Below are 11,558 nucleotides of genomic sequence, written 5' to 3' on the forward strand. Positions count from 1 at the left end.
CGGCACTCACATCTCCCGCCGCCCGATGCGCCACACCGCGAACCACACGCACAGCCCGGAGATCAGCAGCGCCGTCACCAGGTTGTCCGTGTACTCGCCGGCGGAGTGTCCGCGCAGCAGTTCGATCGGGGCGGTGCCCAACTCGGTGGGCTGCCAGGACCGCAGCGGCCGCCAGAGCGACGCGAGCGGCATCAGGCTGACGACGAGCAGGCCCGCGCCGAAGATCGCCACCGGCCGGCGCAGCAGCGCGGCCATCCCGGCGACCACGCTGAGCTGGACGACCGTGCCCATCAGCCCGTAGAACGCGCCGTAGAGCACGAGGCGCGCGGACAGCGAACCGAACATCCAGTGCACCTGGGCCCACGCGATCAACATGCCCAGCACGTAGGCGATCGCCACCGCCGTCAGGGTCACCGTGTAGCGGGGCAGCACCAGGTCGCGCGCGTGGTGCATACGGGTGCGATGGAACGCGGCCAGGCCCGCTCGATGGTCCACCGCGAGCGCGCTGGCCATCAGCGCCAGACCGACCAACAGGCCGACCTGGGCGCTGCCGTACACGTACACCGCCATCCCGCTGTCGGCCCGCATCCCGGTCGCCGGCGGCACGCCTTCGATCCGCAGCGCCTCCAGAATCTGGTCGCGGTGCCGGGCGAACACCGGGCCCACCAGCCCCACGCCCGGAAAGGCCACGAGGAGCAGCAACCACCGCCGGGTACGGGTCAGCCGCAGCCACTCCAGCCGCCACAACCCCAACCGGCGCGGCCCGCGCGGGACCCGGTCCGGCGCGGCCACCACCGTCGGCGCCGTCGGCGCCGACGGCGCGGGCGCCTGGACGGCCCCCGAGCGCGTCATCGCGGACCTCCGGTGATGGACAGGAATGCCGCCTCCAGGTCCGACTCCTCGGGCGCGACCGACACCACCCGTGCCGAGCTGCGGCTGAGCACCTCGGCCAGATGCCGCTCGCCCGCCTCCAGCGAACGCGCCTCCACCCGGAACAGCCCCGGCCGCAACGACGACACGCGCGCCACCCAATTCTCCGCCGCGAACGCGCGCAGCAGTTCCGTACCCCCGCCGCGCACCCGCACCAGCCAACTCGGTCGCATGTGCGTGTCCACGAGTTCGGCGGTCGAGCCCTGATACAACAGCCGACCCGCGCGCACCACGCCGACGTGATCGCACACCCGCTGCACATCGGCCAGGATGTGACTGGAGAAGACCACCGTGGTGTGCTCGCGCATGCTCGCCACCAGGTCCAGCACATCGGCCCGACCCCGCGGGTCGAGGGCCGAGGTGGGCTCGTCCAGGATCAGCAGTTCGGGGTCCGCGACCAGGGCCGCGGCCAGTCCCAGGCGCAACGTCATGCCGCGCGAGAGCGAGCCGGCCTTACGGTCGCCGCAGCCGGACAGGCCGGTGCGGTGCAGTGCGACCTTCACCTTCTCCCGGGGCAACCGCCGATCGACGAGGTTTCCGGCCAACTCGACCACCTCGGACGCGGTCAACCACGGTTCGAACTCGGGCACATCCGTCGACACCGCGACCCGGCGCCGATCGACACCGAACACCACCTCGCCCGAGTCGGCCCGCCGGGTGCCGCCCATGATCGACAACAGCGTGGTCTTGCCCGCGCCGTTGGGTCCCACCAGGCCGTACACGCAGCCGCGCGGCACCGTCAGATCGATTCCGAAGATTCCGGTGCCACCGCCGTAATCCCTGGTCAGGGCGCGCGTGAGCACGGCGGGGCCAGTCGGTTCGCCGGTGTGCTCGGGGGTCTCGACGGCGGTGCGACCGGGACGGGGGGCCCGATCGTCGGAGGCCGACGACATTGGTTGCGCCATCAAGTATCCAGGGTAGGTAGGCCGGCCGGTTTGTGTGTTCCTCCGTAAGGATGGGTCTCGCGCTCCTCCCTGGGCAGTACGGACCCCGGACCCTGCTCCCGATGGGGACGAGCGCCTTTCGGAACACGCGCACACCGCGAATGGTTGACACTTGTTGGTCCCGTCCCCTCCACCCGCGGAAAGGTTGGCCCGTGCCCGACGGCCCGCTGATCGTCCAGTCCGACAAGACCCTGCTTCTCGAAGTCGGGCACGAGGCCGCCGCCGAGTGCCGCCGGGCCATCGCGCCGTTCGCCGAGTTGGAGCGCGCTCCCGAGCACGTGCACACCTACCGACTGACCCCGCTCGGCCTGTGGAACGCGCGCGCCGCGGGCCACGACGCCGAGCAGGTCGTGGACGTGCTGCTGCGGCACTCGCGCTACCCCGTGCCCAACGCGCTCCTGGTGGACGTCGCCGAGACGATGGGCCGCTACGGGCGCCTGCAGTTGTCCAGGCACCCCACCCACGGCCTGGTGCTGACCACCACCGACCGGGCGGTGTTGGAGGAGGTGCTGCGCAGCAAGAAGATGGCGCCGCTGGTCGGGGCCCGGGTCGACCCCGACACCGTGATCGTGCACCCCTCCGAACGCGGCCAGATCAAGCAGGTGCTGCTCAAACTCGGCTGGCCCGCCGAGGACTTCGCGGGTTACGTGGACGGCGAGGCGCATCCGATCGAGCTGGCCGAGGACGGCTGGAGCCTGCGCGCCTATCAGCAGGAGGCGGTCGAGGGTTTTTGGCACGGCGGCTCGGGCGTGGTGGTGCTGCCGTGCGGCGCGGGCAAGACGCTGGTCGGCGCGGCGGCGATGGCGACCGCGAAGGCGACCACGCTGATTCTGGTGACCAACACCGTCTCGGCTCGCCAGTGGAAGTCCGAGCTGGTCAAGCGCACCTCGTTGACCGAGGACGAGATCGGCGAGTACAGCGGCACCCGCAAGGAGATCCGGCCGGTGACCATCGCCACCTACCAGGTGGTGACCACGCGGCGAAAGGGCGTGTATCCGCACCTGGAGCTGTTCGACTCCAGGGACTGGGGCCTGATCGTCTACGACGAGGTCCACCTGCTGCCCGCCCCCATCTTCCGGTTCACCGCCGACCTGCAGGCCCGGCGCCGGCTCGGCCTGACCGCGACGCTGGTGCGCGAGGACGGCCGCGAGGGCGACGTGTTCTCGCTGATCGGTCCCAAGCGCTACGACGCGCCGTGGAAGGAGATCGAGAACCAGGGATACATCGCGCCGGCCGACTGCGTCGAGGTCCGGGTGACCCTGACCGAGACGGAACGTTTGGCGTATGCGACCGCCGAGCCCGAGGAGCGCTACCGGTTCTGCGCGACCACCGCGAGCAAGACCCGCGTGGTCAAGGACCTGGTCGAGCGGCACCGCGGCGAGCAGACCCTGGTGATCGGCCAGTACATCGACCAACTCGACGAGCTGGGCGAGGTGTTGGACGCGCCGGTGATCAAGGGCGAGACCACCAACAAGGAACGCGAGCGGTTGTTCGACGCGTTTCGCTCCGGCGCCGTGCAGGCGCTCGTGGTCAGCAAGGTGGCGAACTTCTCGATCGACCTGCCCGACGCCACGGTGGCGATCCAGGTGTCCGGGTCGTTCGGCTCGCGGCAGGAGGAGGCCCAGCGGCTCGGCCGGGTGTTGCGGCCCAAGGCCGACGGCCGGGGCGCGCGGTTCTACTCGGTGGTCGCCCGGGACACCATCGACCAGGACTTCGCGGCGCACCGGCAACGTTTCCTCGCGGAACAGGGCTACGCGTACCGGATCGTCGACTCCGACGACGTGGACACCCAGATGTAGCGGATGCGCCAGCGCCGGGGCCGGCCGGGCGCGGGGTCACGGCACCGCGTGCCGGCCGAGCAGGGTGACCCGCACCGCGGTGCTCGTGAAGATCCACGTGCCGCGCGCGATCCGCGCACTCGTGTACGCGGGCCTGCGCAGCCGGGCACGGACCAGGTCGGCGAACGGGGTCGCGGCCGGGGCCGAGCCGCGCAGCGCGGGCATCCGCAGCGAACGGTGGGCGGGGAGATGCGTCATCGTGCTCATGTCCTCGACGCTACGACGGCCGACATAACGCACGCGTCAGCATCCGGGCGCCCGTCGCGCTACCCCTTCCGGGTGACGACCCCCCAGGGGTCGCCCATGCGGCCGACCCGCCCGGATCGGGGGCGGGCGCCGGGAAATCGGCCATCGGCATGCGCCGTGCCGCGTCGTAGGCTGAACGGGTGAATGCCCTCATCGTTGGCTTCGACCTGGACATGACGCTCGTCGATTCGCGCCCCGGCATCGGGGCGGCGTGGTCCGTGCTCGCCGCGGAGACCGGTGCGGCGATCGACATCCCGCTGGTCGTCTCCCGGCTCGGGCCGCCGCTGGAGGTCGAGGTGGCGAACTGGTTCCCGGCGGCCGAGGTGAGCGCCGTCGCCGCGCGCTATCGCGAGATCTATCCGCACCACGCCGTGCACGGCACCGACGTGCTGCCCGGTGCGCGCGAGGCGCTGGCCGCGGTGCACCGACACGGCGGTCGCACCATGGTGGTCACCGGCAAGCACGAGCCCAACGCCCGGCTGCACCTGGATCATCTGGACCTGGCCGTGGACCACCTGGTCGGCGATCTGTGGGGCGAGCAGAAGGGCGTGGCGCTGCGCGCGTCGGGGGCGGGGGTGTACGTCGGCGACCATCTCGGCGACCTGATCGGGGCCCGGGCGGCCGGCGCGATCGCGGTCGGGGTGGCCACCGGGCCGATCTCCGCCGAGGACCTGCGCGCGGCCGGGGCCGACGTGGTGCTTTCGGACCTGACCGGCTTTCCCGCGTGGCTGGACGCGCACGTGGCCGACCTGCGGCTGGGCGCGCTGCGCGAGCGGTTGGCATCGTTGGGGAGCGTCGCGGTGGCGTTCTCGGGCGGCGCCGACTCGGCGTTCCTGCTCGCGGCGGCGGTGCGCACCCTGGGGGCGGCCCACGTGCTCGCGCTGACCACCGACTCGCCCGGCCTGCCGGCCGCCGAACGCGACGCCGCGCGGGCCTTCGCCGCGGAGCTGGGGGTGCGTCACGAGCTGGTGCCCAGCGACGAGATGGCCCGGGCGGGCTACCGCGACAACAACGGCGACCGGTGCCGGTTCTGCAAGACGGAGCTGATGGCGGTGCTCGCCCCCGTGGCCCGCGCGGCGGGGATGGCGCACATCGCCACCGGGACCAACGCGGACGACGCGCGCGTGGGCTTTCGGCCCGGGATCGCCGCGGCGGCCGAGGCCGGCGCGGTCACCCCGCTGCTCGACGCCGGATTGACCAAGACCCAGATACGGGCGATCAGCCGGACCTGGGGACTGCCCACCTGGGACAAGCCGGCCGCGGCCTGCCTGTCCAGCCGGGTCGCCTACGGGGTGGCGATCACCCCGGCTCGGCTGGCCCGGGTGGAACGCGCGGAGACCGCGTTGCGGATGGTGCTGGCCCGGGACGGCATCGCGGTGCGCAACCTGCGGGTGCGCGATCTGGGGCAGTTCGCGCGGATCGAGGTGGACGCCGCGCTGAGCACCGCCGTGGCCGACCACGAACCGGCCCTGGCCGCGGTCCGGGACGCGGGCTTCGCCCGGGTCGAGGTGGATCCGCTGGGCTATCGAGAGGGCGCGATGAACGAACTGCTGCCCGACCCGGAGCTGTACCGCTGAGCCGACACCGCCGCGGGTCAGAGCAGCTTCGGCACCGGACGGCGGCGGCTGCGGATCGACCTGACCAGACCCGCGGCGGCGATCGCGAAGCCGATCGGCATCAGCGCGCTGAGCAGATACACCGCGGTCGGCAGCGCGTGCGCGCCGATCAGCATGGGGGTGACGGTGGCGAGCGTGGCGACCGTACCGAGGGCGAAGAGCAGCGCGCCGACGCGGACGAGCCGGTCGCCGGGGCCTGCGGATGCGTTGGACACCGTCCCAGGGTAGATGCCCCGATCCGGGCCGCTCGCGCGTGGGGCGGGATCCCGATGTCCGGCCGAGAAGGCGACCATTAGCCTGGACGAGTGAACGGGGTCACTACGCGTTCCCGCTCGGATTCGATGTGTGCGCCCCACCCAGCCTGGTAAATGCTCGTAAAAGTCCCGACGAAGCCGTCCCGACACGATCGAGGTCTCCCGTGCCCACCGGCAAGGTCAAGTGGTTCGACACCGACAAGGGCTTCGGGTTTTTGTCCCGGGACGACGGAGGCGACGTGTTCGTGCACGCGTCGGCACTGCCGCAGGGCCTGGACACGCTCAAGCCCGGCACCCGGGTCGAGTTCGGGATCGTCGAGGGGCGCCGCGGCGAACAGGCCCTCTCGCTTCGCGTCCTGGACCCGCGCCCCTCCGTCGTCGCCGCGAGCCGCAAGAAGCCCGACGAGATGAGTTCCATCATCCAGGACCTGCTCAAGGTCCTGGAGGGGGTCGACAAGACGCTGGAGCGCGGCCGTTACCCCGACAAGCGGGCCACCGCGAAGGTCGCCGAACTGCTGAGAGCCGTCGCCGACGAACTCGACACGTGAGTACGCGCGCCGGGTGGGCCACGCGGCCCGCCCGGCGATCTCCCCTACTGCCTAGGGGAGTTCCAGGGCACCGGCCGGGACGGGCGGGACCAGGCCCTCGGCGGCGGCGCGATCGAGCAGCGCGGACACCGCCGCGTGGCCCTCGGTGCCCAGGTCGCGGGTGAACTCGTTGACGTACAGGCCGATGTGCCGATCGGCGACCGTCGGATCCATCTCCTGGGCGTGTTCCAGGACATAGGCGCGCGACGCGGTGGGGTCGGCCCAGGCGTGCTCGACCGAGGCGCGCGCGGCGGCGGCCAGGGCCGAAAGGTCCAGTGAGCGCTTGGCGATGATCGCGCCGAGCGGGATCGGCAGGCCGGTGTCCGCCTCCCACCAGTCGCCCATGTCGGCGAGGCAGGTCAGGCCGTACCGCTGATAGGTGAAGCGCGCCTCGTGGATGACCAGGCCCGCGTCCACCACGCCGTCGCGCACCGCGGGCATGATCTCGTGGAACGGCAACACCCGGATCTCGCCGACCCCACCGGGCACGTGCCGCGCCGCCCAGAGCCGGAACAGCAGGTACGCGGTGGAGCGTTCGCTCGGCACCGCCACCACCTTGCCCGCCAGCGCCTCGGGGGTGCCCGCGCCCAGGCTCAGCACGAGCGGGCCGCAACCACGCCCCAGCGCCCCGCCGCACGGCAGCAGCGCGTACTCCTCCAGCACCCACGGCAGCGCCGCGTAGGACACCTTCAGCAGATCCAGCTCGCCGCGCTCGGCCAGACCGTTGGTGATGTCGATGTCGGCGTAGCGCACCTCGACGGGCGGCGCGTCCGGGAGCAGGCCGTGCGTCCAGGCGTGGAAGACGAACGTGTCGTTCGGGCACGGCGAATAGGCCAGCGACAGGGTCACGGCGTCAGGCTCCCTTCGAGCGCGGCGAAGGCCGCGGTGAGTGCGCGCAGCGCGTCCGGGATGCGCCAGGCCGCACGATCGCGCGGGCCCACGGCGTTGGAGACGGTGCGCAGTTCGAGCATCGGCACCGCGTGGGCCGCGGCGGCGGTGGCCACGCCGAAGCCCTCCATGCCCTCGACCGCGGCGCCCGCGTGGCGGGCGGCCAACTCGGCGGCGCGCTCGGCCGTTCCGGTCACCGTGGAGACGGTGAGCGCGGGGCCGGTGGCGAGCGGGACGCCGGCCGCGCGCAGGATGTCACCCACGTGGGTGACCAGTCGCGGGTCCGCCTCGAACCCGCTCGTCCCGAAGCCCAGTTCCTCGATCGGCACGAACCCCTCGGCGGTCTGCGCCCCCAGGTCGGCCGCCACCACCCGGGTGGCGAGCACGGTCGAGCCGACCGGCGCCACCCCCGGAAAGCCGCCCCCGATCCCGGCATTGACCACCAGGTCGTAGGAACCCCGCGCGAGCGCCGAGGCGGTGCCCGCGGCGGCCGCCGCCGGGCCCGCGCCGACGGCGAGCACGTCGGGCCCGGGTATGCGCCACGAACGCGCACCGCCGAGCACGGCGTCGCGCTCGGCGGCCACGGCGGTGATCACCAGGATGGGCAAGGGTTACTTCTTCGCGACCTTGAACGACCAGATGCCCCGGTAGCCCTGCTTGCCGTCCGGCTGCACGACCTGCACCAGCAGCGGCTCGCTCTCCTTCTCCGGCGTGCCGTAGCTCAGCCGCAGGCCCGAGTAGTACGTGGTCTTGATCGGCGACTGGGTCTGCGGCTTGCCGTCGACCAGGAGCACCCAGCCGTCGTCGGCGAGTTCCTTGTCCACGCCGATCGAGAAGCCGCCGCCCTCGGAGACCGAGAGCTTGGTGACGCCGTCGGTCTTGTTCAGGCAGCCGTCGACCTTCTTCTCGTCGATCGTGCCGTCGTCCTTGTAGCACTCGGCCTCGGTGTGGACCGACGTCGTCCCGCTGACCATGGTCACGATCGGCGTGGGCTTGTCGATGTTGCAACCCGTCAGGGCGAGCGCGCCCAGGACGGCGGCGCCGGCGAGGGCGGCAGGGCGGCGAGTCTTCATGATCCGAAGATTACCGGGCGGTGCGCAGCCGCATGCCGGGGGACCGCTTGCGGCGCGCCCGGCGCGTCGTCAGTTTGCGGCCCACGACCACCAGCGCCAAGGTCAGCACGCCGGCCACCACGCTCATCCCGAGCGTGCCGTTCAGCGGCAACGCGATGCCGACGCCGCCGCCGACCACCCACGCCACCTGGAGCGCGGTCTCGGTCCGGGCGAAGGCGGAGGTGCGCACCGCCTCGGGGATGTCGCGCTGGATCATCGCGTCCAGCGACAACTTGCCCAGCGCCTGGGCGAGACCGGCCACCGCCGCCACCGCGAGCACCGTGACCAGGCTGTACATCACCGCCGCCCACGCCGCGCAGGACGCGGACACGAGCAACACGGCGGTGATGATCACCTCCGGCGCTCGGGACTTGAGCCACGCGCCGAGCGCGGTGCCGATCGCGTTGCCGACCGCGGCCGCGATCACCACCGCGATGGTGGCCTGAGTGGCGGACAGGTCGGCGACCGGGTGCTTGCGCATCAAAAAGCCCAGGAACATGATCAGGAACCCGGAGAAGCCGCGCATCGCCGCGTTCGCCCACAACGCCTGGACCACCGACGGGCCCACGCTGCGCAACCGCCGCGAGGTCTTGACCCGGACCGGCTTGCGCCCGGATTCGCGCTCGCCGCCCGCCGCGGCCGGGTCCTCGCCCGACTCCTCGGCCCGGGGCTCGGGCACCGTCTCGGTGCTCGTACCGGCCTTGCCGCCGCGCAATTTGGCCAGCGACACCTTGCGCTCGTGTTCGACACCGGGGGCCTCGGCGGTGAACGACGCCCGGTCCTCGCCCTCGGCCGAGTCGACCTTCGACGGCAGCGAGAAGGACAGGATCGCGCCGAAGGTGAACACCACGCAGGCGCCGTACAGGATCCCGGGCGTGCCGAACGCGTATTTCAGGCCGCCCGCCACCGGCGCCGCGCCCATCGTGCCGATCAGGCCGAACATGGTGATCCGCGAGTTCGCCTTGACCAGCGAGACCGAGCGCGGCTGGAGCCGGGGCACCACCGCGCTGCGGCTGACCCCGTACACCTTCGAGGACACCAGCACACCGAACGCCGCCGGGTACAGCTCCAGGCCGCCGTCGTTCACCGAGCCGGCCATCAGCCAGCACAACCCCACCCGGACCAGCATCGCCAGCGCCATCGCGAAGCGGCGACCTCGGCGCATCCGGTCCAGGATCGGCCCGAGCACCGGGGCGAGCAGCGCGAACGGCGCGAGGGTGATCAGCAGGTACATCGCCACCCGGTCGCGCGCCTCACCGGTGGGCACCGAGAAGAACATCGTGGTGGCCAGGGCCATGGTCACCAGCGCGTCGCCCGCGTTGTTGATCAGATGCAGCTCGATCAGCTTGGCCAGGCCGCTCTCGCCGGCGCCCTTGGCCCGGGCCGCGCCGCGAAGTTTGCCGAAGCCGCCGGTGAACAGGCCACCGAACAGACCGAGCGCACGACGCCCCGGACCTCGGTTCCTGCCGGACGACCCGCGGGTGGAGCCGGGCGCGCGAATGCTGCGCCGTGATGCGGTACTGGTCTTGGAGGCTGCCACGCCGGGATCCTGCCCTTGCTCCCTCGGATGATGCGGTCGCGACACGCCGGGAAGGGGCCGCTCCGCGCGCCCGTTCGGGAATCGGACGTGTTTTGAGGGTATCGGCGGTGGAGACCTTCGACGCGTGAGAGAGAATCACTCTCGTGAGTGCCGCGACCCGTAGTCGAACCCCGGACCGCCTCTGCGCAGAGGCGGTTGATCTTGCCTTCGCCGCTGCCGAGGAAGCCGCAGGTCAGGACTCCGTCGGCGAGCATCTGGGTGTACAGGTGGATGGTGATCGCCTGGTCACCCACCTGTTCGCGTGCCGCGAGTCCGCCTACCACGGCTGGCGCTGGGCGGTGACCGTTGCCCGGGCGCCCCGCGCCAAGCTGGTGACCGTGGACGAAACGGTCCTCGTACCCGGCCCCGAGGCGCTGCTCGCGCCCGCGTGGGTGCCGTGGAACGAGCGCCTTCGTCCCGGCGACCTCGGCGTGGGCGACCTGTTGCCCACCGACGCCGACGACCCCCGTCTCGAATTCGGTTACACCGGAGCGGACGAGACAGAGGAGGAATCGACCGAGCCGATCGGGCTCGGCCCCAAGGCGGTCGCGTACGAGCTGGGGCAGGGGCGCGTGCGCGTCCTGTCCCCGGTCGGACGCGATCTGGCCGCCGACCGCTGGGACGAGCACTTCGGCCGAGCCACGCCGATGGCCCAGGCCGCGCCCGCGCACTGCACGAGCTGCGGCTTCCTGGTCAAGGTCGGCGGGCCGCTCGGGCAGGCGTTCGGCGTGTGCGCCAACGAGTATTCGCCCGCCGACGGCCGGATGGTCTCGCTGGCCTACGGCTGCGGTGGCCACTCGGAGGCCGCGGTCATGCCCGCCGCGACGCCTGCGGCCGAGCTGTCCCTGGACGAGTACCGGATCGAGACCGTGCGGATCCGCCCGGTCGAGAGCGCGGTGGACGAGGACGGCATGGAGCCCGGAGAGGACCAGTTGGGCCACTCCTGATCGACCGCGAGATGCAATCAATCGGAATCACGCCGAATGATCCGAACATCCTGAACGTCCTGAACCTGAACATCCTGAACATCCTGAACATCCGAAGCGTGCGATCGGACTCGGGTCCTGTCCGGCGGACACGGCCCGGTCCGGTCGACCGCACGACGAAGCCGCCACCGGATCGGTGGCGGCTTCGATGCGTTCCCGAGATCGACTCGGTTCGCGCGGTCGACTCGGTTCCCGGGGTCGACTCAGCGAGCCGTACCCCGGTAGGCGACCGGGCCCTCGCCCGGGAACTGCGCGGCGCCCTGGAAGCTCGCGCCGTCGTCGAAGAACGTGATCGACCCGCTGCCCTGCGGGCCCGACCAGGTGATCTGGGTGCCCGTCGCCGGACGTGCCTTGTCCGGCACGACGGCGTTGCGCGTCTGGAGGACGATCGCGAGGTCCGCGTCGTCGTGCCAGGGCGCGTTGGGTGCCCCGAACTGGATCTGCGTGCGGTAGGTAGCCACGTTGTCCCCTTCCGTAGCCGACTGGGGGTTGCCCCCGCGGATGTGTCTACCGGCGGAGCCACCGGGTCGACCAGAGGATTGCCGTTTGTCTTTTGTGTGGGTTTTGTGTGACTGGAT

Annotated in this window: 13 protein-coding genes; 4 read left to right on the forward strand and 9 right to left on the reverse strand. The window is 71.8% G+C overall.

All coding sequences use genetic code 11. From position 1 onward, the window contains the following. Positions 1-6 precede the first annotated feature (6 nt). The gene (locus B4N89_RS17240) at positions 7-852 is read right to left on the reverse strand and encodes a hypothetical protein (RefSeq protein WP_078976713.1); all 846 of its coding nucleotides are present in this window, start codon (positions 850-852) and stop codon (positions 7-9) included. Then, positions 849-1,835, reverse strand: coding sequence for an ABC transporter ATP-binding protein (locus tag B4N89_RS17245; protein ID WP_078976714.1), 987 nt, complete (start codon positions 1,833-1,835; stop codon positions 849-851). The genes B4N89_RS17240 and B4N89_RS17245 overlap by 4 nt, the downstream gene beginning before the upstream one ends. A 191-nt stretch (positions 1,836-2,026) precedes the next feature. Between B4N89_RS17245 and B4N89_RS17250 the strand changes: the two genes are divergently transcribed. Next, positions 2,027-3,673: a DNA repair helicase XPB gene (locus tag B4N89_RS17250; protein ID WP_235618658.1), complete on the forward strand. Its 1,647-nt coding sequence runs from the start codon at positions 2,027-2,029 to the stop codon at positions 3,671-3,673. A gap of 36 nt (positions 3,674-3,709) precedes the next feature. Here B4N89_RS17250 and B4N89_RS17255 read toward each other — a convergent pair whose 3' ends face one another. Continuing rightward, the gene (locus B4N89_RS17255) at positions 3,710-3,919 is read right to left on the reverse strand and encodes a hypothetical protein (protein WP_078976716.1); all 210 of its coding nucleotides are present in this window, start codon (positions 3,917-3,919) and stop codon (positions 3,710-3,712) included. A gap of 191 nt (positions 3,920-4,110) precedes the next feature. Here B4N89_RS17255 and larE point away from each other — a divergent pair, with 191 nt between their 5' ends. Beyond that, positions 4,111-5,535 (forward strand): ATP-dependent sacrificial sulfur transferase LarE, encoded by a 1,425-nt coding sequence (gene larE, locus B4N89_RS53365; protein WP_414646422.1) that lies wholly within the window; start codon positions 4,111-4,113, stop codon positions 5,533-5,535. 17 nt (positions 5,536-5,552) lie between these two features. Here larE and B4N89_RS17265 read toward each other — a convergent pair whose 3' ends face one another. Then, on the reverse strand, positions 5,553-5,789 hold the full coding sequence (locus tag B4N89_RS17265; protein ID WP_078976717.1) for a hypothetical protein: 237 nt from the start codon (positions 5,787-5,789) through the stop codon (positions 5,553-5,555). 203 nt (positions 5,790-5,992) lie between these two features. Between B4N89_RS17265 and B4N89_RS53015 the strand changes: the two genes are divergently transcribed. Further along, positions 5,993-6,376, forward strand: coding sequence for a cold-shock protein (locus B4N89_RS53015; protein ID WP_078976718.1), 384 nt, complete (start codon positions 5,993-5,995; stop codon positions 6,374-6,376). 51 nt (positions 6,377-6,427) lie between these two features. On the opposite strand, the gene B4N89_RS17275 is transcribed toward B4N89_RS53015, so the two are convergent. Genes B4N89_RS17275 through B4N89_RS17290 form a run of 4 tightly spaced genes read right to left on the reverse strand, consistent with a single transcriptional unit; the run spans position 6,428 to position 9,955 of the window. Then, a complete protein-coding gene (locus B4N89_RS17275; RefSeq protein WP_078976719.1) occupies positions 6,428-7,264 on the reverse strand; it encodes a 1,4-dihydroxy-6-naphthoate synthase in 837 nt (278 codons plus the stop codon). After that, positions 7,261-7,911, reverse strand: coding sequence for a futalosine hydrolase (locus tag B4N89_RS17280; RefSeq protein WP_078976720.1), 651 nt, complete (start codon positions 7,909-7,911; stop codon positions 7,261-7,263). Before B4N89_RS17280 ends, B4N89_RS17275 begins: the two co-directional genes overlap by 4 nt. 3 nt (positions 7,912-7,914) lie before the next feature. Then, complete coding sequence (locus tag B4N89_RS17285) at positions 7,915-8,376, reverse strand: hypothetical protein (RefSeq protein WP_078976721.1); 462 nt, start codon at positions 8,374-8,376, stop codon at positions 7,915-7,917. A 10-nt stretch (positions 8,377-8,386) separates the two neighbouring features. Then, positions 8,387-9,955 carry an MFS transporter gene (locus B4N89_RS17290; protein ID WP_078976722.1) on the reverse strand — a complete coding sequence of 523 codons (1,569 nt, stop codon included), beginning with the start codon at positions 9,953-9,955 and terminating at the stop codon, positions 8,387-8,389. 134 nt (positions 9,956-10,089) lie between these two features. Between B4N89_RS17290 and B4N89_RS17295 the strand changes: the two genes are divergently transcribed. Further along, positions 10,090-10,941 carry a DUF3027 domain-containing protein gene (locus B4N89_RS17295; protein WP_078976723.1) on the forward strand — a complete coding sequence of 284 codons (852 nt, stop codon included), beginning with the start codon at positions 10,090-10,092 and terminating at the stop codon, positions 10,939-10,941. A gap of 242 nt (positions 10,942-11,183) precedes the next feature. On the opposite strand, the gene B4N89_RS17300 is transcribed toward B4N89_RS17295, so the two are convergent. After that, positions 11,184-11,441, reverse strand: a complete 258-nt coding sequence (locus B4N89_RS17300; protein WP_078976724.1) for a hypothetical protein — start codon at positions 11,439-11,441, stop codon at positions 11,184-11,186. Positions 11,442-11,558 lie beyond the last annotated feature (117 nt).

Source organism: Embleya scabrispora (assembly GCF_002024165.1).
GTDB lineage: Bacteria > Actinomycetota > Actinomycetes > Streptomycetales > Streptomycetaceae > Embleya > Embleya scabrispora_A.

What these genes read in the sequence shown, in the direction of transcription:
- B4N89_RS17240 (WP_078976713.1), bottom strand. Translation starts at nt 852, where the DNA reads ATGACGCGCTCGGGGGCCGTCCAGGCGCCCGCGCCGTCGGCGCCGACG.
- B4N89_RS17245 (WP_078976714.1), bottom strand. Translation starts at nt 1,835, where the DNA reads ATGGCGCAACCAATGTCGTCGGCCTCCGACGATCGGGCCCCCCGTCCC.
- B4N89_RS17255 (WP_078976716.1), bottom strand. Translation starts at nt 3,919, where the DNA reads ATGAGCACGATGACGCATCTCCCCGCCCACCGTTCGCTGCGGATGCCC.
- B4N89_RS17285 (WP_078976721.1), bottom strand. Translation starts at nt 8,376, where the DNA reads ATGAAGACTCGCCGCCCTGCCGCCCTCGCCGGCGCCGCCGTCCTGGGC.